This is a genomic window from Termitidicoccus mucosus (assembly GCF_038725785.1).
GTDB classification, from domain to species: Bacteria; Verrucomicrobiota; Verrucomicrobiia; order Opitutales; family Opitutaceae; genus Termitidicoccus; species Termitidicoccus mucosus.
The window spans coordinates 6,397,575-6,423,095 of record NZ_CP109796.1 but is presented as its reverse complement, the minus strand read 5'-3'; the positions used below and the strand labels follow the sequence as shown (position 1 = coordinate 6,423,095).

Here is a 25,521-nt window from a genome sequence, read left to right as displayed (position 1 = left end):
TGGCGGGCTTTTTTGTTCCCTGCTACTGTCCCCGCCGAAAACCTATTCCGAATCGTTCAGCCTGAACACGATCGGCACATGCATCCTGAACCGCACCGGCACGCCGTTTTTGCGGCCCGGCTCGAAACGCCACTTGCTCACCGCGCGCAGCGTCGGCTCCTCGAACTCGCGATAGGTGGACTCCACCACGCGCGCATCCGTCACGAAACCCTTTTCATCGACCACGAAGGCGACCGTCACCGAGCCCTCGATGCCCGCGCTTTTCGCCGCGTGCGGATACACCGGCGCGGCGCGGAAGCGCGTGTTCGGGGTGTCGTCGAGCATGCTGAAATCAACCACGGGCTTCCCCTCTTTGCCGTCCCTGTCGCCGTCTCCCGGGCGGCCCGGCGGGATAGTGGTAATGGGGCCGGTCAGATTTTTGTCATAATACGGATTAAACACGAGGGGCGTCGTCGGCAGCCCGTCCAAGGGATTTGTGATCACGGGATTGACTCCGGGCAACGGCGGTGCGGTCACTTCGATTTTGTCCGCCGGTCCCTTGTCATAGTCATCCCGCACCGGCGGGTCGGGCGGCAGAGGCGTGGATGGAGTCCACGGCGGCTCGATTTTCACCCCATTATCGGGAGTGATTATCGGCGTGTCACCATTGTTGAAGCCCAGCAGCACAAACGCATGCGTGGCTGCGGCGAAGATTCCGGGGAGGATAAGTCTGGTTGTCATGGCGGCTCCTTTGTTGAGGGTTCACCCTTATCACGCGCCACCAGACAGTTTATTAAGAGCGGTTCGAAAAAATTTCCTTTCAATCCGGGCGCCGTTGCGGCGCCTGATTTTTGAACTGCCCTTAATTGACGGCGGAACGGCCTTCGATCCAGTTTGTGATGATTTCCGAATCGGGGGTTGTCTTTGGCGGGACGACGCCGGCCCAGTTGCCGTTTTCGTCTATCAGGAATTTTTGGAAATTCCATGTGACGGGTGCGTCCTGTTTTCCGTTGGCGGCGGCCTGCGTCAGCCATGCGTAAAGCGGGTGGATGTCGTCACCCTTGACGGAAATCTTGGACATCATGGGAAAGGTGACGCTGTAGCTCGTGGTGCAAAATTCCTTGATTTCTGCATCCGTGCCGGGCTCCTGCTTGCCGAAGTTGTTCGCGGGAAAGCCGATGATGGCGAATTTGTCCGGGCCGTATTTTTTATAGAGCGCCTGCAACTGGGTGTATTGCTTGGTGAGGCCGCATTTGGAGGCGACGTTGACCACGAGGACCTTTTTGCCCTTGAGCGAGGCGAGGTCGAAGTTGTCTCCGTTGATGTCGCGGACCTTGAAGTTGTGGAGATTTCCGGCCTGCGCGGCGGCGGCGACGGCGGTCTGTTTGGGGTAGCCGACGATGTTGTTGAGGATGGGAAACTGGGTGTCGGTGAGTTTCAAGGCGTCCTTGAGCTTGTCGGATTGCATGGTCGTGCGCGGGACGGTGGCGAGGCCGCAGCCGGAGCAGAAGAGGGCGATGTTTTGCGAAACGATGCCGGCATCGAGGGCGGACCAGAGGCGCTTGGGCTGGTCGCCGGCGTTGCCGAAGCGGGAAAAATCGGAAACCATCACGATGTGAAGGGGGGCTTGGAGCGCGAATTTCTGGGCGCCGGCAACCAAGGGGCGGAGGTCGCCGGTGGCGACGGGTTTCAGGGCATGCTCCTTGGCGTCGTAAAGGTAGGCGGCGTCGGGCAGGATGGCGTAGAGATCGATATCCTGCTTGTTGCTCGCGGTGGCGGCGGTGCGGCGTCCGTCGGGACGGTTGATGCCGTTGGCGGCCCAGAGAAGGTCGGAGAGATCCTGGAGGCTGAGCGCCCGGTCGGAAAACTCGCGCGTGGAATGACGGTCGGCAAACGCCTGCATGACATTTGCCCCGCGGGTTTTGTCCGGGGCGTTGAGTTTGATGGCGGCGGGCGTCTGGGCATTGAGGAACGAGGCGGCCGCGAGGACGGACAGCACAGCGAAGAAGTATTTCATGACGTGAACGGATTGAGGGTGGAGGACACGATGAATCATAGACGCAATTCCACCATAAAAGGAGACACGGATTGCGTATAAAACAGGTTTTATTTCGCCTCAATCCAGCGTCTGCCGATACCGCTTCAGCGCGACGGCCATCACCACCACCATGAACAACGCAATCGGCCATATCTCCGGCGCAATGTCCGCGAAGCCGCCGCCCTTCAGCAGCACGCCGCGCGCGATGCGCAGGAAATGCGTCAGCGGCAGACAGCTCCCGATGGCCTGCGCCCACTCCGGCATGCCGCGAAACGGAAACATAAACCCCGACAGCAGCAGCGACGGCAGAAAAAAGAAAAACGCCATCTGCACCGCCTGGAGCTGGTTTTTCGCCAGCGTGGAAAACGTGATGCCCACCGACAGGTTCGCCGCGATAAACACCAGCGCCACCGCGTAGAGCAGGGCCACGCTCCCCACCATCGGCACATCGAACAGCAATCGCGCCGCCCCCAGCACCAGCGACACCTGGATGTAGCCCACCGCGATATACGGCAGGATTTTCCCCGTCAGCACCTCCAGCGGGCGCGCCGGCGTGGCGAGCAGGTTTTCCATCGTGCCGCGCTCGCGCTCGCGCGTGATGGCCAGCGCCGTAATGATCACCATCGTCATCGTCAGCACCACGCCCATCAACCCAGGCACGGTGTTATATTGAGTGATGTTTTCCGGATTGTAATGCCGGTGCACGATCAGCTCCACCGGCCCGGCGCCGCCGTGCAATTCCGCCAGCGGCCCGGGCAAATCGCGGTTGAGCACATTCGTCATGAGCAGCGACATCGCCGACAACGCCGGCCCCGTCGCCGCCGGGTCGGTCGCGTCCGCCTCCAGCAGCACCGCCGGGCGCTCCCCGCGCAGCAGCCGCCGCGAAAAATCCACGGGAATGTTCAGCACGAACTGCGCCTTGCCGAGCTGCAACAGTTCGCGAGCCCCGGCCTCGGACGCCGCGTTGTCCAGAACCTCGAAATAATCGCTGTGCCGCATCGCCTGCACGATGGAGCGCGCATACGGCCCGCCATCCGCATCGAGCACGACTGTCGGCAGATGCTTCGGGTCGGAGTTGATCGCGTAGCCGAACAACAACAACTGCACGACCGGAATGCCCACGATCATCGCAAACGTCGCGCGGTCGCGCCGCATCTGGATAAACTCCTTCAGCACGATGGCCCAGAAACGCCCTGGCGAGAACCGGCTCATGATCGGGACGGGCTCCTCCGCGTTTCCGCCCCCTCGAAATTATCCCGCGCCGAGCTCATCAAACTGATAAACACATCTTCCAGCCCCGGCGTGACCTCCTCGCAACGATGCGCGCCGCCGCGAAACGCCTCCGCCAGGCTGGCCTCCGCGAGCGCCCGGTCGCGCGTGCTCACGTGCAGCGTGTTGCCAAACGCCACCACCTGCTCCAGCCCCGGCAGCGCGCGCAACCGCGCCGCCACGCGCGGCAAATCCGGTCCGCTGATCTCCCACGTGCCCAGCCCCGCGCCCGCGATCACCTCGTCCACCGTGCCGCGCGCGAGCAGGCTGCCGTAGGCGATATACGCGATGCGGTGGCACCGTTCCGCCTCGTCCATGTAATGTGTCGTGATGAGCACCGTCAGCCCCTCGGCGGCGAGTTGGTGAATCTCGTCCCAGAACTCGCGCCGTGCCTTCGGGTCCACGCCCGCCGTCGGCTCGTCGAGCAGCAACAATTTCGGCCGGTGGATCAGGCATGCCGCCAGCGCGAGCCGCTGCTTCCATCCGCCCGAAAGCTGCCCCGCGAGCTGGTGGCTCCGCCCCGCCAGTCCGAGCCGCTCCAGGCTCTCCGCCACCGCCGCGCGTCGGTCCGGCACAGCATAAAGCCGCGCCACGAAATCCAGGTTCTCGCGAATGCTCAAATCCTCATAAAAGCTGAACCGCTGCGTCATGTAACCCACCTGCAACCGGATCGCCGCCTGCTGCCGCAGCACGTCCAGCCCCAGGCAGGTTCCGCTCCCCGCGTCCGGCGTGAGCAATCCGCACAGCATGCGGATGAACGTCGTCTTGCCCGAGCCGTTCGGTCCCAGAAACCCGTGAATCTCCCCGCGCCTCACCTGCATGTCGAGACCGTCGACGACCACCTTGCCGCCAAACCGCTTCGTGATTCCCTGCACATCAATGACGAGGTCCATGAGTGGATATATAAACCGCTAAAAACGCAAAAAATCGCGAAAAATCTCATGACCGCGAAGATTTAATAAATGAAATTTATTATTCCTAAAAAACACCGGGTCTATGTGGTTATTTATCATCCTGTATTATTTTCGCGTCCTTTGGCGATTTTAACGGTTATAAAAATTCTCTTCGCATCCTTCGTGCCCTTCGCGGTTCATAATAAACTATTCCGCCAGCCTCACGTCCACCGGCTGCCCCGGGTGCAGGTCGCGCGCCGCCTCGCCGGCGAAAACCGCCTCGACCATGAACACCAGCTTCGCCCTATTTTCCCGGTTATATAAAACCGGCGGCGTGTATTCGGGCGAGGGCGACACATAGCTCACCCGCGCCTCCAGCGGCGCGCCCGGCCCGTTCACAGCCACCCGCACCCTTCCGCCGCTTTTCACCGACGCCAGCGCCGCCTCCGGCACGAAAAACCGCACCTTCAAAAACTCCGGCGGCAGCAGCACCACCACCGGACGCCCCGCGGCCACGTATTCGCCTTCCCGATACAGAGTGTCGAACACCAGTCCGCCGCGCGGCGCCGCCTGCGCCATCTGCGACGCGTTCCACTCCGCCCTGTCAACCGTCGCGCGGGCGGATGCCGCCTGCGCCCGGGCCGAGGCAACCGCGTCGGCCCGCCCGCCCAGTTTCGCCGTCTCCAGGTTCGCCTCGATTTGCGCCACCGCCGCCGCGGCCGCCTCGCTCGCGTGACGCGACCGGTCGTAGTCGTCCTGGGAAATCACCGTCGCGCCGAGCAATTGCTGCTGCCTTGAAAGGTCCAGCGCCGCCATGTCCGCGCGAGCCCTGGCCTCGGCGAGTTGCGATTCGACCGCCGCGATCTCCGAGGGGCGCGCCCCTTTTTCCAAGTCCGCCAGCCGCGCCTCCGCCGACCGCAACGCGCCCCGCGCCTCCCCCAGCGCCGCGCGCTCCGCCACGCTCTCCAGCGCGAACAGCGTCGCGCCCGCCTCCACGCGCTGTCCTTTGGCCACCGACAGCGTCTCCAGCCGGCCGGGCAACGGCGCGCCCACCTGCACGAACTCGGCCTCCAGATAGCCCTGCCACGTTCCCGCGTCGCGTTTCGCGCAACCGGCCAGCAGCAGCACGCCGAAAAGCAGCACGGACATTCCGCCCGCGCCCGCTTTTGTATTATTGCCCGAAATGTTTCTCATAGAATTTGCGTCCGTTGGTGGTGAGCAGGCCGTTCATGACCAGGTTCAAAAGCCGCGCGATGCTCTGACCGGGTGAAAGTCCCCACGTGGCGAGCACATCGGGATGCGTGAACGAGCGCAGCGCGTTCAGCATCACATGCGCCGCGAAATCCGTGTCGATGTCCGCGCGCACCGCTCCTTCCGCGACGCCCCTGCGCAGCAAGGCGCTCCACACCGCCGGGAAATGGCTTCCGCGCAAGTCCTCGAACTTCCGGTGCAGTTCCGGCGCGAAGCGCTGCAAGTCGCGCAGCACGTGCTCGCTGAGGCGAGCGATTCTCGGCGCGGCGGTCGCCAGCAGATCCGCCACGGTTTGGACAAACGGACGTTCCTCCCGCAGCCTCGCATCCACCTCGGAGCGCAGCGAGGCCACAAACTGTTCGATCACCGCGTCCACCATCGCGTCCTTGCCCGGGAAATAGCGATACAGGGTTTTTTTGCTCATCCCCAGTTCATGCGCGAGCGCATCCATCGTGAGCGCGCTGTAGCCGTGCAGGAACAACTCGCGCTCCACCTGCTCGAGAATCCTCGCGCGCGCCGCCTCGTCCGCCGCGGCCAGGGTGCCGCTCCGCGTTTTCGTCTTTCCGGATTTTTTCGCCGCCGCCGTCATCTTCATCAATTCTCCTTGGGAAACTTAAAAAGTATTATCAGTTTCCACAGGTCAAGCTTTCATTGATCCACGCCATTTATGAAACATGGTTGTGAAGGGGCGACGTCCTCGTCGCCCGGCGCGCGTCAGCGCGGCCGAATTTCGCCGTGGGCTTCGTTTTGGCGGACCCGCCGAGTCGCCCGGCGGCGGGGACGCCGCCGCTCCTTCCGGGCACCGCGCAACATCATTCAGTAAGTCACGCTGTAGCTCATGCCGACGCGACGGCCTTGGGCGAGGCGGGCGAAGCGGTTGAGTTGATCGCGGTTCAGGAGGTTGCTGACACCGAGGTAAAACGAATGGCGGAGGAGGCGCTTGCCTTTGGCGGGCTTGCCGACAGTCCAGCTTCGCCCGAGGCCGAGCGAGAACTGGGTGTTGGCGGGGTAGTCGAGGTAGAAGCGGGACTTGTCGTCGTAGTAGGCGATGTAGTCGCTGACGGCGGTGACGGTGAGGACGGCGTAATAGCCCTTGAATTTGCCGGCGGGGGCGCGATAGGTGGTCGAGAGGGCGAAGTTGGCGGGGGGCAGGCGGGCGATTTCCCTGCCAACCTGCTCGGGGCGGTCGGGGCTGGCGAGAGTGACAGCGTCGGTGTAGGCGGCTCGGAGGTTGATTTCAAAGCCGTAGCCGAGGACGCCACGGGCGGAGAAGGTGGCGCCGGTGAAGCGTTCCTTGCCGGCGGAGACGAGTTGGGGCTGGGTTTGGTCGGCGTCGAACTCGGGATCGTTGTAGAGGGGGTTCCCGCGGGCGATGTTTTTGTTCTGGTATTGGAAAAAGAGGGCGGTGATTCCGATGCGCTTGAGGAGCATGCCCCGAAAGCCGAGTTCGTAGCCGAGGGTGGTTTCGTTGCCCTGAATTTCACCGGTGCGCCCGTCCACGCGGGTGCAGGGTTCGAAGGCGGTGCTGGTGTTGGCGAAGAGGAGTAGGCGGCTCGGGAGGATTTGGTAGTTGGCGCCGAGGAGCCAGGTGAGCTCGTCGCGGGTGTCCTCGGAGTAGGCGGTGATGTTGGAACTGCCGGCGCTGGGATGGTTGTCAACGGAAAGCTCGACGTGGTCGTAGCGGACGCCGGCCGTGGCGACGAAGCGTCCGCGCCAGAGCGCGAGGCGTTCGCTGAGGGCGGCGGAGGAAATGGAGGTGGTTTCGTCGCGGTCTATGCTGCGGAAAGAGTAGAGGTCGTTGTTGAAAGTCGGGAAATAGTAGTCGGGGTTGTGGGGATCGAAGGAGCCGTAGGCAGTGAGGGTGCGGTTGGGGTTGGTGGGCGTGGGCGAGAGGTAGGTGTAGGTGAGGCCGGGGCGGCGGAGATAGCGGTCGCGGGCAGTGAGGCCGGCGGCGTCTTTTATGGTTCGATCGAGGTAGCGGTCGGTGCGGGTGTAGTCGGTCTGGATGTGCTCGATGCGGAAGGTGATTTTGTGATCGGATTTTTTGAGGGCGAGCCGGTAGGTGGCCTCGGCGGTGCCGGTGAGAACGTCCATCGGCTGCTCGATGCGGAAGGGCTCGCGGGTGCCGTAGAAACGGCCGGTGTCGAGGACATATTGGCCGACGACGAAGCGGTCCTGCCAGAGGTCGCGGTGCCACGCCTGGAGGTTGCCGCGCAGGGAAACGCGGCGGCTGGCGGAGCCTTCGTATTGGAGGGAGACGGAGCCGATGCGCTTGTAGGTGAGCGCGTCGGGGCCGTAACTGTTGAACGTGGCGAGCGGCAGGTAAGGTCCGATGATTTTTTTTCGCTGGGCGTTTTGTTCCGCGGTGAGGTCGGGGTCGTTGGTGGCGGTCGCACGGTAGTGCGGGATGCCGGCGGAGGTGTTGGCGTCGTATTTGCGGTAATCCACATTGAGCATGACGCTGTGCTTGCGGTTGACGCGCCAGGTGAGGCCGCCGCTGATGTCGGTGATGCGGTAGTAGGCAAAATCGACGGGGCTTTCGCTGTTGCGGTGGTCGATGGCGACACGCTGCCAGAGTTTTTTGCGGACGAGTTCGGAGGTGTAGTCGGCGCGGGCCTGGGTGTAGCCGGTGTCGTTGCCGTAAAAGTAGAGGCGGATCAGGCCGCGGCCGGGACGGTTGGTGACGAGGTTGCGGATGCCGCCGGGCGCGGCGCGGCCGGTGACGGGCGTAAACGGTCCCTGCCAGATTTCGGTGTGACCGGCGTTGAGCACCTCGGGCACGCCGGTCTGGGTGAAACCATTGCGGAGGATGGGCGTGGGGAAGCCGATGAGGTTGGCGCGGTTGATGGTGGTGGCGACATCGGCGGGGTTCGTGGTGCTGGCGGCGGCAAGCTGAAGCTCGGTGTTCACGGCGATGTCCACTTCGTTTTCGTAGGGCACGTCACCGGCGAGAAGGTCGTTGGAGAACGGAGCCTCCGTCATCTCGGCATCGGGGCCGCCCATTCCGGTCGGGTCCAGCTCTTCGCTCTCGTCCTTGCTGGAAACGGTGAACGCTTCCATGACGAAAATGGGGTCGCCGGATTTTTTCTTTTCCTCAAGCGGATTGAGGACGGGGACGGCCATCTGCTGCGTGGCCTCGGCGACAGTCGCGTCGGCACCGGCGGTATCGGTGGCGGTGCCGGTGTCATCGGTGTCGGCCACGACCACTGGTGCCGCGCGAACGATGCCGACGCTGACAAGCGCGAGTGCGGCGACAAACGCGAACACCGCGCGCAGGAGCGCCGTCGCCGCGAAAAAACGGCAAAAGCCACGCGCGGGCCCTGGCAGGGCACGGGGAATTACTAAGGGAAACTGCATGCAGTGAAGCAGGAGACGCCAACAGAAGGGACATGGTTTCAATCTCAGGCCATAAAAAAATACCTCGAACCATGAATAAAATTTCGGTGGCGAAATACGCGCCTTCACATGGCCCGCGTCCCCTTCACCTTCTCCCGTCACAAGAGATCCGGTTCGCATGAGATCCCGGCATCCCGGCAAATGTGCGTCACGCCGGGTCGCTCCTTTTTTGGAAGCGGTCATTATTTTTCATCGGGAAATTTTCGTCCCGTGGCCGCGACGCGCACGAGCGGCATGGCTTCACGCATTTGTTACACCTTGTGTAAACAAAGAGTCTAAAGCACCGCGCGCCCCGCGTGTTCGCGCTAATTAACTGGAACGCCTCCGCGCCCGTTGCTTCCTCGGTTCCATGTCAACCGACTGCGATCCGCATGTTTCCACGCCGGCCTGGGCTGGCATCCAACCTGCGTGCGCGGCGGTGATCGCATGAGTCATGGCGTCTCCACTGGTCAGCATCTGCATACCGGCTTTCAAGGCCGCGGGCTTCATCGGCGAAACTCTTGAGAGCATTCGCACCCAGCTCTTCCCGGACTGGGAACTCATTGTCGTCGAGGACGGCTCCGATGACGGCACCGAGGCCATCGTGCGCGCCTTTGCGCGCTCGCTTTCGCAGCCGGTCTCGTTCCTCCGCCATGACGTGAACCTCGGCCTTCCCGCCACGCGCAACACCGCCATCGCGCACGCGTCCGGCGAATGGATCGCGCTCATCGACTCCGACGACCTCTGGGAACCCGGCCACCTCGCCGCCCTCCTCCAGCGCGCCGACCGCGACGATGTCGATCTCGTCCATTCCGGCGTGGTCATGTTCGACAGCGACACCGGCGCGACGCTGGAGCACCGCGTGCCGTCCGCCGATGCGCTCGCCGGTTTTCCCCGTTCGCTTTTCGTCGCCGACTACATCATCCAGCCGTCATCGACACTCATCCGCCGCTCGCTTTGCCGCCGCGTCGGAGGTTTCGATCCCGGCTTTCGCTATGTCGAGGACCGCGAATTCTGGCTGCGGCTCGTGCGCTGCGGCGCGCGCGTCGCCTATGTGGATTCGCTTACCTGCCGCTACCGCCAGCATGCCGGCGCGATGACCCGCCGCGCCGCCGAAATGGCCGTGGGCGTCGCGCAGGTCTTCGAGCGCAACGCCGACTGGGAGCTCGTCCCGCGCGCGCTTCGCCTCGACCGCGCCGCCGGCGCCTGGCTCTCCGCCGGACGCATCGTGCTGCGCGAAAACCCGCGCGATGCCCGCCGGCATTTCGCCCGCGGCCTGCGCCACCGGCCGGGCTCGCCACGGCTGCTCGCCTATTGGTGCGCCGCCGCGCTGCTCGGCGCATTCAGGAAAGACCCGCGCGCCGCCCGCGCGCCGCATATCCCCCGCGCCCCCCACGTCGCATGAGCATCGCGGTCTGCACACTCTTCGAGGGCGATTACCACATCGGCGCCGGCGCGCTGGCGAACTCCCTGCACGCCTCGGGCTTCCGCGGCGTGCTTTGGGCCGGATGGCGCGGCGCGCTTCCGCCCTGGGCCGCGGCCGCGCGCGACGATGCCTCCGCGCCTGGCGCCCGGCGGCTCGATGTCGCCGACGGTTTCGCCGTCGTCTTCATCCCCGTCGCGCCCGACGCGCACCTCACCTATCACAAGGCCGACTTTCTCGACCGCGTTTTCAACCGGCTCGCCCCCTCCGCCGACGCCGCCATTTATCTCGACCCAGACATCGTCATCAAATGCCCGTGGACGGTGTTTCCCGCCTGGCTCGACGACGGCCTCGCCCTCGTCGAGGATGTCAACGCCTCCATGCCCGCGCGCCATCCCCTGCGCCTCGCGTGGACGCGTCTTCTCGCCGGACGCGGCCTCTCCCCGCGCCGCCAGCTCGACCGCTATTACAACGCGGGCTTCATCGGCCTCCCGCGCGCGCGTATCGGTTTTCTCGATACATGGCGGAGCACCATCGGCGTCGTCCGCGACGTCAACGGCGCCCTCGCCACGCTCAAGAACGGCGACGCCTCCGCCCTTTTCCACTCCGCCGACCAGGACGCGCTCAACCTCGCGCTCATGCTCGACGATGTCCCGCTCAACGCCGCCGGCCCCGAGGCGATGGACTTCGCCGTCGGCGGCCATCACCTCTCGCACGCCGTCGGGACGCCGAAACCCTGGCAGGCGCGCTTTGTCCGCCGCGCGCTGGACGGCTATCCGCCCTCCACTGCCGCGAAGTCATTCCACCAGCACGTCTCGCGCCCGCTCGAGATCATTCCGCCCGCCGCGCTCCGCCGGCGCCGCCGTTCCCTCGCCGTCGCCGCGCTCATCGCCCGCTTCTACCGACGCGCATGAACCTGCTCTTCATCTGCACTTCGCTTGAGCCCGGCCGCGACGGAGTCGGCGACTACGCCCGGCTGCTCGCCGCCGCCTGCGCCGATGCCGGGCACCGCTGCGCCCTTCTCGCCCTCAACGATCCCCACATCACCGCCTCCGCCGTCTCCACCCAGTCCGCGCCGCCCCACGCCCTGCCCGTCCTCCGGCTCTCCGCCGGCGAAAGCTGGCGCGCCCGCCTCGTCGCCGCGCGGCACTTCGCCAGGGACCATGCGCCCGACTGGCTGAGCTGGCAGATCGTTCCCTACGGTTTCCACCCGAAAGGCGTCATTCCTCCGTCCGTCCGCACCCTTGCCGCCGAACTCGCGACCGGCGGGCGCAATCACGTGATGCTGCACGAACTCTGGCTCGGCCTTTCCCGCGAAGAACCACCCAGGCATCGCCTCACCGGCTTCCTCCAACGCGGCCCGCTCCTCCGGCTTCTCCGCGCCATTTCGCCCGACCATACCGACACCACCAACGCCGCCTACCAGCACGCGCTTCGCCGCCGGCACATTCCCGCCGCCCTGCTGCCGCTCTTCGGCAATATCCCCGTCGCCACTCCCCTCGCCCATGCCGCCGACGCCGGCACGCTCACCGCCGTCCTCTTCGGCACCATCCACCCGCAATTCCTCGCCACCCTGCCGCCCGTCCGCGTTTCCCGCTCCTCCCACCGCTCCGTTTCCTCCCCGCGCAATCTCTTCGTCGAACTCGCCAGCCACGCCCGCGCCACGCAACGCCGCCTTCGCATTCTCGCGCTCGGGCACAACGGCGAACATGCCCGCGCGCTGGCCGGGCGCCTCGCCTCCGCCTTCCCGCCCGCCGACCTCGCTTACGAAACCCTTGGCGAGAAACCCGCGCCCGAAGTCTCGCGCATTCTTCAAGCCGCCGACCTCGGCATCGCCACGCACCCGTGGGCCTTGCTCGGCAAAAGCGGCGCCGTGGCCGCCATGCTCGACCACGGGCTCCCGGTCATCGTTCCGCGTGACGACTGGCGGCTCCGTCGCGGCCCCTCCGACATCCCCGCCATCGACCCGCTCGCCGCCCGCCTCGCCGACCTCCCCGTCGCCGACTTCACCGCGCATCTGGCCCGCCGGCGTCCCGCGAAAAACAGCCTGCCGGGCGTCGCCGAAAAATTCCTCGCGCACCTCGGGCAATTTTCGGTCGCCGATTTGTCAGGCTTGTCGCTTGGCTCGAAACCATCCGGCGGATTGTCGCCCGAAACGACGGCTGAAGCCGCGATCCCATCGTCATCCGCACGCGGCGGCTCCCAGGCAAAAACCGGGAATCGAAAAACGAAAATTCCACTGCCATGAACCTCCTTTTCTACGTCCCGCAAATGGCCAGTTACGGCGGCATGGAACGGCACGTCTGCATGCTCGCCGAGGAGGCCGCCGCGCGCGGCCACCGCGTCCGGCTTCTCACCACCAGCAACTCCCTCAACACCGGCGACCGCAATTCGCTGGCCTCCGCCGGCGTGGATTTCCGCGAGCTGCCCCGCTCGCGCGATGCCGCCGGCCGTTTTGCCAAGCTCCTCTGGCTCTGGCGCGAAACCCTCCGCGCCCGCCGTGTCCGCTGGGACATCATCTACACCAACGGCCAGAGCGCGCTCGCGTCCACGGTCTGGCGCGCCGCCCGCTCCCACACCCGCGTCATCCACCATCATCACACGGCCGCCGATCCCGCCGAGCAATCCACCTGGTCGCCCGCCTTCGTCCGCGTGCTCACGCGCGCCCCCGAGCTCGTCGCATGCAGTGAGTCCACGCGCGACGCCATCGCGCGCGCGGTCAACCGGCGCGACACCCGGTTTCTGCCCTACTTCACCGCCTGCCCGGTCGCCCGCGAATCCGTCGTCGATCGCCGTTACGAGCCGGCGCAGACGCTCCACTTCGGCTTTGTCGGCCGCCTCGTCACCACCAAGGGCATCGACACGCTCTGCGCCCTCAGCCGCCGGCCCGAGCTTTCCGGCATCGCCTGGCATGTCCACGGATCGGGTCCCGATTATCCCGCCGGGCATTTCCGCGCCTACCCCGCCGTCCGTTTCCACGGCCCCTACCGCGATCTCGCGCACTACGGGCAAATCCTCCAGCGCCTCGACGCCATCGCGCTTTTCACCCGGCACAACGAGGGCATGCCGCTCAGCCTCATCGAGTCGCTCTCCGCCGGCCTGCCCTGGGTGGCGACCGACCGCGGCGGCACCCGCGAGATCGCCGGCCGCGACGCCGGCAGCGCGCTCATTCCCCCGCCGGCGGACCTTCCTGCCGCGCTGGACGCCACCCTTGCGCTCGCCGCGCGTATCCGAAACAACACTACATCGCGCGCCGCCCGCCGCGCCGATTACGACGCCCGCTTCGCCCCGCCCGTCGTCGCCCGCCGCTGGTTCGACTATTTCGAGTCCAGCCCCCACGCCGCCGTTCCCGCCCCGGCCCGCGCCGCCAGCGGCGACGCCGCCCCCGCCCCCCAATCCGCATGACCCTCCGCGACTGCGCCAAAACCGTCTTGAAGGCCGCCCGCATCGGGCGCGTCCGCGCCTTCGCCGGATTGCGCGGCATCCGCGCCGTGCGCTCGCGCCTGCACCTTCCGCGCAACCAGGCCCTTTCGCCCCACCATCCGGACGCCACCGCCGCCGGCATCAACGCCCTGCCCGTCGATCCCGCGCAAACCGTCACGCGTCCGCTCCCCGCCATGCCCGGCGAACGCGAGGTTGCCCCTATTTTCCGTCGCGCCGAACGCGTCACCTTTCCCGCCACGTTCGTCACCGAAATCATCGACGCGCGCTTCTGGGGATTCTATGGCGGCTCAGTCTTCGCGCGCGACGGGCGCCTCGTCCCCGAACTCTCCAAGGACGTCTGGGGCCCGCGCCTCCACACTGCGTTTCTGCGCGCGCGCCTGCCCGTCCCGCGCCATCTTCCCGGCCGCACGCTCTCGCTGGTCACACCCGAGGCGTCGGCCAACTACCACCACTGGACGGTGGACCTCCTCCCGCGCGCCGGACTGGCCCGGCGCGCCGGCTACGACCTGGGAGGTTTCGACCACATTCTGATCAAAATGCGCGGGCTCCCCTTCCAGCTCGAAGGCCTGCGCCGGCTCGGTATCGACCCCGACTCCGACCGGCTCATCCGCGTGCGCGACGACGACCATTTCCGCTGCGACGCGCTCGTCGTCCCTTCCGTGCGCGACGACGTTTCCCTGGTCGGCCCGGGCGACATGGATTTCGTGCGCGCCCTTTTCCTCCCCGATCCGCCGCCCGCCGCGTCCCGCCGCCGCCTTTACGTCACCCGCCGCGACGCCGCCTTTCGCCGCGTGCTCAACGAGCACCAGGTCCTCCTCCTCCTCCGTGAGCACGGCTTCGAGGAAATCACCCTGTCCGGCCTCACCGTCGCCGCGCAGGCGCGCGTATTTTCCGAGGCCGAGGCCGTCGCGGGCCCCAACAGCTCCGGTCTCGCCAATCTCCTTTTTGCCTCCCCCGGTTGCCGGGTCATCGAGTTCTTCGCCCCCGGCTGGGTGGTTCCCTACAACTGGATGATCTGCGCCCGCTTCGGCTTTCCACACACCGCCCTCGTCGGCGACGGCCCCCGGCCCGATCCCGGCGCGCTTCCCCGCGGCGTCCGCGAGGACATCACGCTCGACCTCGCCCTGCTCCGCGCCGCCCTCGCCACCCTGCCGTCCGGAAACCAATGAATCCAAAAAACGGATACACTACGAGCCGGCCGCTCCGACACCGCGCCATCAATTCTTAATTCGACATTTTCCATTTTTCATTAGCGCAGCGCCATGATCCTCTTCTCCCATCCCACCGGAAATGCCAATGTCCGCGCCGCCGCGCTCGGCCTCGCGCGGGCCGGCCTGCTCGGCGAATTCTGGACCTGCGTGAACTACACCCCCGACCGCGGACTCGTCCGGCGCCTCCTGCCCGCCTCGCTCCGCGCGCAGTTTTCCCGGCGGGCGTTTCCCGCCGGGCTCCAGCCCTTCATCCGCACGCAGCCCTGGCGCGAAATCGCGCGCCTCGCCTCGCACCGGCTCGGCCTGGCCTCGCTCACCCGGCACGAGGACGGGCGCTTCAGCGTCGATGCCATCTACCGCGCCCTCGACCGCCGCGTCGCCGCCCGCGTCGCGACGCTCGAGGGCGTCAGCGCCGTTTATGCCTATGAGGACGGCGCCGCCCACACCTTTCGCGCCGCCAGGAAAAACGGCATCCCCGCGCTTTACGATCTCCCGATCGGCTACTGGCGCGCCGCCCGCGATCTCCTCACCGAGGAGGCGGAACTCCAGCCCGGCTGGGCCTCGACGCTCATCGGCAATGCCGACAGCCCCGCCAAGACCGCGCGCAAGGACGAGGAACTCGCCCTCGCCGATGTCGTGTATTCAGCCAGCACCTACACCTTGAAAACGCTCGCCGCCGCGCCCGGTCTCCGCGCCCGCGTGGAAGTCATCCCCTATGGCGCGCCTTCCCTCGGAACGGCGGTGTCCCCGCCGCCGGACGCGCGCAAGCGCGCCCGGAATCGTGAAGATTCCGCCTCCGCCCCGCTTCGCGTCCTCTTTGTCGGATCCCTCGGCCAGCGCAAAGGGCTCTCCTATCTCTTTGCCGCCTGCCGTTCGCTCGGCGCTTCCGTCGCGCTCACCGTGATCGGCACGCGCCCGCTCGCGCCCTGCGCCGTGCTTGATGCCGAGCTGGCCCGCGTGCGCTGGATACCGAGTTGCCCGCATGCGCAGGTCCTCGCCGAGATGTCCGCGCACGACGTGTTTGTCTTCCCGTCGCTCTTCGAGGGCTTCGGCCTCGTCCTGCTGGAGGCGATGGCCTGCGGCCTGCCCGTCATCTCCACGCCGCACACGGCCGCGCCCGACCTCATCACCGACGGGAGCGAAGGCTTTGTCGTCCCGATCCGCGACGCGCCGGCCATCGCCGGGAAGCTCGATCTCCTGCGCCGCGATCGCGACCGGCTCCGCGCCATGTCCGCCGCCGCCGCCGCCCGCGCCGCCTGCTTCACCTGGGAATCCTACGGCGCCCGCCTCGCCGCCAGCGCCGCCGTCCATTGCGCCCGGCCAGCCATAAAATGACCGACGCGACTTCAGCCATCCCGCCGCGCCCATGATTCGCGCCCTCCGCATCGCCATCTGGATCTATCTCGCGCTTCTCATCTTCGAGGGCGCGCTCCGCAAATGGGTTTTGCCCGGCCTCGCCGAGCCGCTCCTAGTCGTGCGCGACCCCGTCGTGCTGCTCATCTACGTCCTTGCGCTCGGCGCGGGCGTCGTGCCGCGCAGTCCGTTTCTTGCCGTGCTCGGCGTGCTGGTCGCGCTGTCGGTGGTCTTCTCGATTCTGGCCGGGCAGACCAACTGGCTCGTCATGCTCTACGGCATCCGCACCAATTTCCTCCACGTGCCGCTCATCTGGGTGATGGCCGCGGCGCTCGACCGCCGCGATGCCGGGCGGCTCGGCGCCGCCGTGCTGGTGCTGGCGATACCGATGACCGTGCTGATGATCCTGCAATTTCGTTCGCCGGAAGGCGCGTGGGTGAATCTCGGCGTCGGCGGGACCGAGGACGGCCAGATCTACGGCGCGGCCGGGCGCAACCGCCCGCCCGGTTTCTTCTCGTTCATCTCCGGCCCGATGGCCTTCTTCCCGCTCGCGGCGGCATTTTGCTTCCACTATCTCACCGCCGCGCGCCGCCGCCTCTGGTGGTGGGGCGCACTCGTGTGCGGCCTGTTCATCGTGCTCGCGGTGCCCGTGTCCATCAGCCGCGGCACCATGATCGCGACAGGCATCGTCGCGTGCGCGTTTGCGGTCTCGCTGCTGCTGTCCGGCCTGCGCGCCGCGACCGTGCTGCGCTTCGGCGGCGCGGTGGTGGTCGTGGCCGTGCTCGTCGCGGTGCTGCCGTTTTTCCACGAGGCGCGAGAAGTGTTCATGGACCGCTGGGACACCGCCGCCGGCCAGTCGCAGGGCAGCGCCTGGGGCAGCCTGGCCGACCGGGTGACCGCGGGTTTCGTCGAGCCGTTCGAGTCGCTCGCGCGCGCGCCGTTTTTCGGCCACGGCATCGGCGTCGGCTCCAACGTCGGCGCCCGCCTGCTTTCCGGACGGCTCGGTTTTCTGCTCGCGGAAAACGAGTGGGAACGCTCGCTCCTCGAGCTGGGTCCGCTGCTCGGCCTCGCGTTCATCGCGTTTCGCGTCGCGCTCGTCCTGTGGATGTTCATGCAGGCATGGCAGGCGCTGCGCCGGCGCCGCGACATGCTGCCGATGCTCATCTGGTCGGCGGCCGCCCCCGTGGTCCTGTTTCAGCAATGGGCGCCGCCCACGCTGCTCGGCTTTGCCGTGTTCGGCAGCGGCCTGCTGCTCGCCTCGCTCAATCCCGAGCCCTCCGAGGACGAGTTCTTCGACGACGACTCCGGCGGGGATGAAACCGGGCTCGACGACGAGGAAACGGAAAACGACCCCGGCGACGTGGAAACCGCCGGGCCGGAAATGGCTCCCCTGCCCGAGGACGTCCTTGCCGCCCGCCGCCGCCGCATGCGCGGATTGAACTGATGACCGCCCTCGAAAAACTCGTCCTCATCGGCAACTTCCCGCCTGACCGGCAGGAGAGCATGGCGCGTTTCACCCGGCTCCTCGCCGACGGTTTCACCGCCCGCAGCCTTCCCGTCGAAACCTGGGCGCCCCGGCCGCACTTCACGCGCCTCGTCCGTGAATACCGTTACGGCGGTCTTCCGAAATACCTCGGGTATCTCGACAAGTTCGTCGCCTTCCCCCGCGAAATCCGCCGCCGCCTCCGCAACGCCGTGCCCGGGACCGTGTTTCATGTCACCGACCACGCCAACGCCGTTTACGCCCCCCTCTTCGCCGGACGGCCCCTGCTCGTCACCGTGCACGATCTCCTGCAAATCCGCTCCGCGCTCGGCGAGTTTCCGCAAAACCGCATCGGCCGCTCCGGCCGCCGTTACCAGGCATGGATCCTGCGCCATCTCTCCCGCCTGCACCTTGCCGTGTGCGTCTCGCAAAAAACACAAAACGACCTTGTCCGTCTCGCCGCGCTCGCGCCCGCCGCCGCGCCCGTCGTGCATTCCAGCCTCAATTACCCCTACTCGCCGATGCCGCCGGACGAGGCCGCGCCGCTGCTCGCCCGCGCGCTCGCCCGGCGCCATGCCGCGCGCCCGTCCCGATACCTGATCGCCGTCGGCGGCGCGCAATGGTACAAGAACCGCGACGGCCTCCTCAAAATCTTCGCCGCGCTCCGCCGCCGCTCCGCCGCCGGGCGTTCGCTCCTCCATGTCGGCCCCGCGTTCGACGCCGCGCAGGACGAACTCATCGCGCGCCACGGGCTCGCCCCGCACATCATCCGCACGGACGGCCTCGACAACGAGGAGCTTCGCGCCGCCTACTCGCTCGCCGACGCGCTGGTGTTTCCCTCGTGGGAGGAAGGCTTCGGCTGGCCCGTCGCCGAGGCCCAGGCGTGCGGCTGCCCCGTTTTCGCCACCGGCCGCGCCCCCATGACCGAGGTCGGCGGCGACGCGGCCCGCTACTTCGATCCCGCCGACCCCGAGTCCGCCGCCGCCCTCATCGACGGAACCCTGTCCGTATCCGTTGATCAACTACGCGAGTCCTCCCGTCTGCATGCCCGGCGCTGGGCCCCTGCCCCGATGTTCGACGCCTACGAAAACCTCTACCGCCGGTTGCTGCACTCCGCCTGACCGCTCCGCCTCCCGCCACCATCGATTCCGCATTCTTCACCAGACACTACCGCACCCATGCGCATCACCATCACCCAAGGCCCGTTCCTTCCCGTCCCGCCGCTCCTCGGCGGCGCCGTGGAAAAGGTCTGGTTCGCGCTCGGCAAGGAGTTCGCGCGGCGCGGGCACGATGTCACCCATGTCTCCCGCGCGCACCCTTCGCTCCCGCGCCGGGAAATCATCGACGGCGTCCGCCACCTCCGCGTGTCCGGCTTCACCGCCACGCCCTCGCCCGCCCGCCGCATGCCCCGCGATCTCTGGTATGGCCTGCGCGTGCTCCCGCATCTCCCGCCCGCCGACATTCTCGTGACCAATTCCTTCTGGCTTCCCGTGCTCGCGCGCGCCCGGCGCTCCCGCGGCCTGGTTTACGCGCATGTCGCCCGTTACCCGAGGGGCCAGCTCAAACTCTACCGCCGCACGATTCTCCAGACCGTCTCCGAGCCCATCCGCCAGGCGATTCTCGCTGAGGACGCCTCCGCCGCGGCGCGCACTCGCGTCATTCCCTATCCGCTCTCCGCGGGCTACTTCGCCCCTTCGCCCGCGCCCGGCGCCGCCAACACGCTCCTTTACGCCGGGCGCGTCCATCCGGAAAAAGGCATCCGCCTGCTCATCGACGCCTTTGCCCGCCTGCCCGAGGCCCTGCGCGCGTCCTGGCGCCTCCGGATCATCGGGCCGTGGGAGACCGCCTGCGGCGGCGGCGGCGAGCAACATATCGGCGAACTCCGGTCCGCCGCCGCGCCCGTCGCGGACCGCGTCGAGTTTACCGGGCGGATTTTCGACGAGGCCGCGCTCATCGCGCACTACCGCGCCGCCCGCGTGTTTGTCTATCCCTCGCTCGCCGAGCGGGGCGAGACCTTCGGCCTCGCGGCGCTCGAGGCCATGGCTTCCGGGTGCGCCCCCGTGGTCTCCTCCCTCGCCTGTTTCCGGGATTTCATCCGCCCCGGTGAAAACGGCCTCGTTTTCGATCATCGCGGCTCCGATCCCGCCGCCGCGCTTGCCTCGGCCCTGGGCGCGTTCCTCGCCGATGACGTATCCATAAATAAACTACGCCGGTCCGCCTGGCAGTCCTCCCGCGCCTACACGCTGGAAAAAATCGCCACCCGGTTCCTCGACGATTTCGCCATGCTGGCCGGCGGCCCGGGCCTCCGGCCCGCGAAGCCGGACGCCGGGCTCATTTCCGCACAACAGGAATCCGCCGCGCCATGAACCCGTCCGCCGATCCGTCCCCTGTCGCGCCGCCCGCCGCCGGCCCGCCGCGCCTCACCCATGCCCAGGCCTCCGCCTACGCGTCTCCGTGGACGCTCCGCGAGCGCCTCGGCCTGCTCCTCTGGAATTTTACCTGGGCCGCCCTCTGCGCATGGACGCCGAAGCCGCTCAATTTCTGGCGCCTCATCGTCCTTCGCTGCTTCGGAGCGAAACTCAGCGGCACGCCCTTCGTCCATTCCCGCGCGCGCATCCAGATCCCCTGGCGGCTCACCATGCGGCATCGCGCCTGCCTCGGCGACCGCGCCAACGCCTACACCCTCGGCCCCGTCGTCATCGAGGAGGCCGCGACCATCTGCCAGGAAGCCTATCTCTGCACCGGCACGCACGATTTTTCGTCGCCGGCGATTCCGCTCCAGACCAGCCCCGTGCACATCGGCGCGCACGCCTTCGTCGGCGCGCGCGCCTTTGTCCTTCCCGGAATCTCCGTCGGTCCCCGGGCCATCATCGGCGCCTGCTCCGTCGTCACCAAAAACGTCCCGGCCGACGCCATTGTCGCCGGCAACCCGGCCAGGGCCATCGGCCGAAGGACGAAAGATGAAGGGTGACAACAAGGCATCGCGCCACCCGCACCTCACGCACACGCACCGCTCTTTTCTCCTCCTGCACATTCCACACTTCACATGAAAGTCCCCGTCTCCATCCTCATCCCGATCAAAAACGAGGCGGCCAACCTGCCGCGCTGCCTCGCCGCCGTCGCGTCGTGGGCCGACGAGATTTTCGTGGTCGATTCCCACAGCACCGACGGCTCCCAGTCCATCTGCGAACAGGCCGGCGCGAGCGTCGTCCAATTCGATTTCAACGGCACCTGGCCGAAGAAAAAAAACTGGGCGCTCGACCACCTCCCCTTCCGCAACGAATGGGTCTTCATCCTCGATGCCGACGAGGTCCTGCCGCCCGGAACCGGCGCCGAGTTTGCCGACATCATCGCGCAAGACGGCCGCGGCCACGCCGGCTACTGGATCAACCGCCGCTTCATGTTCATGGGGCGCTGGCTCCGCCACGCGTATTACCCCAACTGGAATCTTCGCCTCTTCAGGCACCGGCTCGGCCGCTACGAAAAACTCGTCGATGGCGCGACCGGCAGCGGCGACAACGAAGTCCACGAGCACATCATCGTGCAAGGCACCACCGGCCGCCTCAAAAGCGAAATGGACCACTACGCTTTTCCGACCGTCGATATCTTTGTTGAAAAACACAACCGCTACTCCAACTGGGAAGCCGCCCTCGACCTCCAGGAATACCTGCGCGGCGCGGATGGACGGCCCGGGAAAACAGAAGCGGCTCCCGGCCGCCCGGATGCCGCGACCCGGCTCCAGTCACCCGCCGTCCGCCTCCGCCGCCGCCTGAAACGCCTGGCCCGCCGCCTGCCCTTTCGCCCGACGCTGCGTTTTCTCTACGTTTACCTCATCCAAGGCGGCATTCTCGACGGCCTCCCCGGCTACTATTTTGCGCGTCTCCACGGTTTCTACGAATTTCTCGCCGTGGCCAAGGCGCGCGAAATGAAAGCAGCCCTGAAGGCCAAGCCATAGGTCCGCGTGCCGGACGCCGCCCCCGCGTCGTCCGATAACCGGCGCGATGTAACCCAATAGGTTCAATTTCCAGCGAAAGCGTGCACATGGGGCCAGATGATCCGGCCATGACAGCATCCTTTCCCCGCAAAAAAGCTGCCCTATTCGCCGACCGAAAGCGACATGCCGAACAGTTTTTCTCCACGAGCGTTGAGCTCCGCGGCCGGCACATCCTCCTTGTGCGTGGCGAGCATCCATTTGTGCCCAAACGGATCCTCCACTTTCCCGCAACGGTCGCCATAAAACTCATCCGTCATCGGCATCAGCACCTTCGCGCCGGCGGCGACCGCCCGGTCGAACAAGGCATCGGCATCCTCCACGTAAACCATCAATGAGACCGGCGTCCCGCCGAGTGTCTTCGGGCCGAGCGCGCCATAGTCGGAAAACTCGTCGCTCAACATGATGCGCGAGTCGCCGACCTGGATTTCGGCGTGCCCCACGGTCCCGTCCTTCGCCGCGAACCGCAGCAGTTCCTTCGCGCCAAACACCTGCTTGTAAAACGCGATTCCCTCCGCCGCATTCTTGAGGGTGAGATAGGGGGTGACGGTGTGATACCCCTCCGGGATGGGTGTTACTTTTTTGCTCATGGTCGCGCAACTAAACCGCCTTCCGCCCCGCCGCAAACAGCCGGCGCACTTTTCCCGGACGGCGGACGGGGCCGGCCCCGCTCATGCTGACACCCGCGCCCGGCGAGGATGCCCCGCGCGCCGGCGGTGCGCGCCGTCGCCCGGTTTGCCCGCCAGCATGCCCGCCCGCCGGATTTGGTGCAGGCGCACGCCGGTCCAGAACACGATCACGAGCGCGGCCAGCGTGACGGGATTGCGAAACACCGGGTCGAGGGTCGCCTGGGCAAACACCGCCAGCGCCCCCGCCGTGAGCATCCACGTCGCCGCCGGGAGCCGCCGCGCGCGCCGCGCCAGCCAGCCCAGCCAGCACACCAGCGGCGTCGCCAGAAACGCGAGCCCGAGGATGCCGTATTCCACCAGAAACTCCAGCCAGTCGCTGTCCGCATGCGCAAACACCACCCGGTGCAGCCCCTGCCGTTCAAACGCCGCCGCCAAGTCGGGCACGGACGCGCTGTATTCATTGAACAAATACAGATACGCGCCGCCGCCCCAGCCGAACAGCCGCTCGTCCTTCGACATCAGCCAGGCCGTCTCGTGCAGCAGCGGGCGGAAACTCCCGCCCCGCACCAGCTCGCGCGGGCCGGCCACCTCGCCGAAGCGCGCGGCCGTCTCGCGCCACGCCGGCACGGTGAGAATGCCCGCCAGCATCACCGCCACGCCCGCCGCCGCCGCGACGACCACGCGGCGTTTCACGGCCGGGTTCGCCGCGCGCCGCCAGGCGAGAAACACCGCCGCGACCGCCAGCATCGCGCCCAGGACCATCCCCGCCCGGTGCCGTCCGGACATCACGCCCAGCCAGACCAGCGTCACCGCCGCGCCCAGCCAGACCCCGCGATGCGGCAGGCTGGGAAAAGGACGCGCTCCGCTCCTCACAAACAATGCCGCCAGCGCCACCGCCAGCAGCAGCAGCTGATAGGCGCCCTGCTGGTTGCCGTTGGGAAACACCGGCCCGCCCAGCCGGTTGGCCGCGTCATACAAAAACCAGTAGGTCAGCCGCGAGCCGGACAGATTGTGCGCAAGCGAAACCGCGCTGAACATCGCCGCGTGCGCCAGCATCACTTCCAGCCAGCGCCGCACCAGCGTCACGCGATTCAGCCCGAGCGTGGTGGCGCACACCAGCGCCACCGCGCCGCCAAACACCAGCAGGTAGCGCCACGGGTTTTCAAACGGCGGCGATCCCTCCCAACCCGCCGCAAACGGGGCGATGATCCCCGACGGCAGCCACGGCACATGCCCGATCTCGCGCAAGGTTCCGACCGGATGCCCCGCGGAAAACCGGAAGGCCGGATTCAGCGCCTGCACGAGCAGATAAAACAAAAACAGCCCCGCCGCCCCGTAGCACCACGCCGCCGCCTTTATTCCGCCGCCGGGGACCGGGGCCGACGCGCCGGCCTCGTCTTCCGCCCCATCGGGCGGGCTGCGGAGGAAGCCGTCATGCGGGGAGACCGCCCGCCGCCACACGGCGGCGGCCAGTGCCGCGCCGGCCAGGACAAGGAGTATCCACTGGCCTGATACCGTGGAACCGCCCAGCCACCACGCCGGCACGATCCACGCCGCCGACAACAGCACGAGATAAACCTTTGCGAGGGAACTCATCAAAAAAGCAATTGGACAGCCAGACGCTGCACCGCCGCGTCCTGCCGCGCGCTAAAATAGTTTGCAAAAAAATGAAAAACTGAGCCGTCGGGTCCGGGTTCGAACGCACCACGATGCGTGCCGAGGAAACAAAAATCAGATGCCACCCAAGGCGATGTCGCCGCGGACCCGCCCGCCATCTCGCGTCATGCGCTGGCACCACTTTGAGCCACATCCATAAAAACTTTGGACTGACTTCCGGCAGTTGAATCGACAACGCTGTCCGGCTCCATGGAAACCTTCCCCGAGCAAACGCCTCCGCCACCGCCGGCCGCATCTGCCGCCGGTCCGAACCGGCGCGCGGAGTATGCGGACGGGTTCAGGCGCATGCTGCCGCTTTGGGCGGGTGTCTTTCCCTTCGGCATGATTTACGGCGTGCTCGCGCTCGAGTGCGGCCTCGCGCCCTGGCAGGCGCAGGCGATGAGCTCGCTGGTGTTTGCCGGCAGCTCGCAAATCGTGCTCTGCCAGCTCCTCGCGGCCAGCGCCCCGCTGCTCGTCGTTTTCACGGCCATCGCGATCATCAATCTGCGGCACATCCTCTACAGCGCGTCGCTGGCCCCGTCGCTGCGGGCGCTGCCGCCGTGGTGGAAAGCCGTGCTGGCCTATTTCCTCACCGACGAGGCCTACGCCACCACGCTCGGGCGCATGACCGACCCGGACGATCCGTCGCGTTTCCGGCATTGGCATCTGCTCGGCGCCGGCACCGGTTTGTGGCTGTGCTGGCAGATCGCCACCCTCACCGGCATCCTGCTCGGGCGCGGCGTGCCGCCGGAGTGGGGGCTGGATTTCGCGATCCCGCTCACCTTCATCGCCATCGTGGTGCCGCGCATCAAGACACGCTCCGACTGGGCCGCCGTCATCACAAGCGGCATCGCCGTCATCGTGTTTGCTTCGCTGCCCTTCAAGCTCTCGCTCATCGCCGCCACATTCGCGGGCGTGCTGGCGGGCATGTGGCTCACGCGCCGCGCCAATTCCGTGGCGGACGCAAACCGCGCGGCCGGCAAAAACAATCCGGGCGGAGGCAGCGTCCGATGAAAATCCTCCTGCTGTTCCTCGGGCTGGGCGCCGTGACGTTTCTGATGCGCCTGTCCTTCATCGGCTTGTTGGGCAAACGCGATTTGCCAGAAAGGTTTCGCACCGCACTGCATTTCGTGCCGCTGGCCGTGTTCACCGCCATCATCGTGCCCGAGGTGTTGATGCCGGGCGGCCAGTTGACATTTGCCGTGTCCGGTGAACCGCGCATCACCGCCGCCATCGCCGCCGTGATCGTCGCCGCGTTCACGCGCAGGGTGCTCCCAACCATCGCCGCCGGCATGGGCGTCCTCTGGCTCCTGCGCTGGCTCATGATGTGATGGCATCCGGGGAAAAAGGATGCGCCCGCGCATCCTCCACCCGGGAAAATCTTTCTCTTTCCTCTTTATCTTTCTCTTTCCTCCCCAGACGCCTCCCGCCAAGGAAGAAAGAATAAAGATAAAGAGGAAAGAGAAAGATTCCATGGGCGGCACTTCCGGCGCATCCGGCGGAAGGCACTTGCCGCCGCATTTTCC

22 protein-coding genes are annotated in these 25,521 nt (G+C 66.7%); 13 read left to right on the top strand and 9 right to left on the bottom strand.

The genetic code is table 11. The features are described from left to right. Positions 1 to 42: 42 nt before the first annotated feature. The 7 genes from OH491_RS22660 to OH491_RS22625 all read right to left on the bottom strand — a co-directional run bounded on the left by OH491_RS22660 (position 43) and on the right by OH491_RS22625 (position 8,787). Positions 43 to 720 carry an energy transducer TonB gene (locus OH491_RS22660; protein WP_068768918.1) on the bottom strand — a complete coding sequence of 226 codons (678 nt, stop codon included), beginning with the start codon at positions 718 to 720 and terminating at the stop codon, positions 43 to 45. A 121-nt stretch (positions 721 to 841) separates the two neighbouring features. Then, positions 842 to 1,882, bottom strand: coding sequence for a nitroreductase family protein (locus tag OH491_RS28265; protein WP_425429206.1), 1,041 nt, complete (start codon positions 1,880 to 1,882; stop codon positions 842 to 844). 213 nt (positions 1,883 to 2,095) lie between these two features. After that, entirely contained in the window at positions 2,096 to 3,229 is a 1,134-nt protein-coding gene (locus tag OH491_RS22645) for an ABC transporter permease (RefSeq protein ID WP_068768919.1), read from the bottom strand. Next, positions 3,226 to 4,179: an ABC transporter ATP-binding protein gene (locus OH491_RS22640; protein ID WP_068768920.1), complete on the bottom strand. Its 954-nt coding sequence runs from the start codon at positions 4,177 to 4,179 to the stop codon at positions 3,226 to 3,228. Before OH491_RS22640 ends, OH491_RS22645 begins: the two co-directional genes overlap by 4 nt. Before the next feature lie 207 nt (positions 4,180 to 4,386). After that, on the bottom strand, positions 4,387 to 5,373 hold the full coding sequence (locus OH491_RS22635) for an HlyD family secretion protein (protein ID WP_334319050.1): 987 nt from the start codon (positions 5,371 to 5,373) through the stop codon (positions 4,387 to 4,389). Next, on the bottom strand, positions 5,351 to 6,025 hold the full coding sequence (locus tag OH491_RS22630) for a TetR/AcrR family transcriptional regulator (protein ID WP_068768922.1): 675 nt from the start codon (positions 6,023 to 6,025) through the stop codon (positions 5,351 to 5,353). Before OH491_RS22630 ends, OH491_RS22635 begins: the two co-directional genes overlap by 23 nt. A gap of 221 nt (positions 6,026 to 6,246) precedes the next feature. Further along, positions 6,247 to 8,787, bottom strand: coding sequence for a TonB-dependent receptor domain-containing protein (locus tag OH491_RS22625; protein ID WP_334319051.1), 2,541 nt, complete (start codon positions 8,785 to 8,787; stop codon positions 6,247 to 6,249). Between the two features lie 472 nt (positions 8,788 to 9,259). On the opposite strand from OH491_RS22625, the gene OH491_RS22620 reads away from it, so the two are divergent. The 11 genes from OH491_RS22620 to OH491_RS22570 all read left to right on the top strand — a co-directional run bounded on the left by OH491_RS22620 (position 9,260) and on the right by OH491_RS22570 (position 21,674). Beyond that, positions 9,260 to 10,210, top strand: coding sequence for a glycosyltransferase family 2 protein (locus tag OH491_RS22620; RefSeq protein ID WP_068768924.1), 951 nt, complete (start codon positions 9,260 to 9,262; stop codon positions 10,208 to 10,210). Next, positions 10,207 to 11,142 (top strand): hypothetical protein, encoded by a 936-nt coding sequence (locus OH491_RS22615; protein WP_068768925.1) that lies wholly within the window; start codon positions 10,207 to 10,209, stop codon positions 11,140 to 11,142. Before OH491_RS22620 ends, OH491_RS22615 begins: the two co-directional genes overlap by 4 nt. Beyond that, on the top strand, positions 11,139 to 12,476 hold the full coding sequence (locus tag OH491_RS22610; RefSeq protein WP_068768926.1) for a hypothetical protein: 1,338 nt from the start codon (positions 11,139 to 11,141) through the stop codon (positions 12,474 to 12,476). Before OH491_RS22615 ends, OH491_RS22610 begins: the two co-directional genes overlap by 4 nt. After that, a complete protein-coding gene (locus OH491_RS22605; protein WP_342750715.1) occupies positions 12,473 to 13,633 on the top strand; it encodes a glycosyltransferase family 4 protein in 1,161 nt (386 codons plus the stop codon). The genes OH491_RS22610 and OH491_RS22605 overlap by 4 nt, the downstream gene beginning before the upstream one ends. Beyond that, complete coding sequence (locus OH491_RS22600) at positions 13,630 to 14,841, top strand: glycosyltransferase family 61 protein (RefSeq protein WP_068768928.1); 1,212 nt, start codon at positions 13,630 to 13,632, stop codon at positions 14,839 to 14,841. The genes OH491_RS22605 and OH491_RS22600 overlap by 4 nt, the downstream gene beginning before the upstream one ends. A 93-nt stretch (positions 14,842 to 14,934) precedes the next feature. After that, positions 14,935 to 16,218 (top strand): glycosyltransferase family 4 protein, encoded by a 1,284-nt coding sequence (locus OH491_RS22595; protein WP_342750714.1) that lies wholly within the window; start codon positions 14,935 to 14,937, stop codon positions 16,216 to 16,218. A 31-nt stretch (positions 16,219 to 16,249) separates the two neighbouring features. Then, positions 16,250 to 17,680 (top strand): hypothetical protein, encoded by a 1,431-nt coding sequence (locus OH491_RS22590; RefSeq protein ID WP_068768930.1) that lies wholly within the window; start codon positions 16,250 to 16,252, stop codon positions 17,678 to 17,680. Then, positions 17,680 to 18,840, top strand: coding sequence for a glycosyltransferase family 4 protein (locus tag OH491_RS22585; RefSeq protein ID WP_068768931.1), 1,161 nt, complete (start codon positions 17,680 to 17,682; stop codon positions 18,838 to 18,840). The genes OH491_RS22590 and OH491_RS22585 overlap by 1 nt, the downstream gene beginning before the upstream one ends. Positions 18,841 to 18,897: 57 nt before the next feature. Next, entirely contained in the window at positions 18,898 to 20,085 is a 1,188-nt protein-coding gene (locus OH491_RS22580) for a glycosyltransferase family 4 protein (protein ID WP_068768932.1), read from the top strand. Continuing rightward, positions 20,082 to 20,690, top strand: a complete 609-nt coding sequence (locus OH491_RS22575) for a DapH/DapD/GlmU-related protein (RefSeq protein WP_084441849.1) — start codon at positions 20,082 to 20,084, stop codon at positions 20,688 to 20,690. The genes OH491_RS22580 and OH491_RS22575 overlap by 4 nt, the downstream gene beginning before the upstream one ends. A gap of 75 nt (positions 20,691 to 20,765) precedes the next feature. Further along, a complete protein-coding gene (locus OH491_RS22570; protein ID WP_068768933.1) occupies positions 20,766 to 21,674 on the top strand; it encodes a glycosyltransferase family 2 protein in 909 nt (302 codons plus the stop codon). A gap of 140 nt (positions 21,675 to 21,814) precedes the next feature. Here the strand turns inward: OH491_RS22570 and OH491_RS22565 are convergent, their stop codons facing one another. Then, a complete protein-coding gene (locus OH491_RS22565; protein ID WP_068768934.1) occupies positions 21,815 to 22,300 on the bottom strand; it encodes a VOC family protein in 486 nt (161 codons plus the stop codon). Positions 22,301 to 22,381: 81 nt separating this feature from the next. After that, a complete protein-coding gene (locus tag OH491_RS22560; RefSeq protein WP_068768935.1) occupies positions 22,382 to 23,935 on the bottom strand; it encodes an O-antigen ligase family protein in 1,554 nt (517 codons plus the stop codon). Positions 23,936 to 24,205: 270 nt separating this feature from the next. On the opposite strand from OH491_RS22560, the gene OH491_RS22555 reads away from it, so the two are divergent. Further along, on the top strand, positions 24,206 to 25,009 hold the full coding sequence (locus tag OH491_RS22555; RefSeq protein WP_068768936.1) for an AzlC family ABC transporter permease: 804 nt from the start codon (positions 24,206 to 24,208) through the stop codon (positions 25,007 to 25,009). After that, positions 25,006 to 25,326 (top strand): AzlD domain-containing protein, encoded by a 321-nt coding sequence (locus OH491_RS22550; RefSeq protein WP_068768937.1) that lies wholly within the window; start codon positions 25,006 to 25,008, stop codon positions 25,324 to 25,326. The genes OH491_RS22555 and OH491_RS22550 overlap by 4 nt, the downstream gene beginning before the upstream one ends. The last annotated feature ends 195 nt before the right edge of the window (positions 25,327 to 25,521 follow it).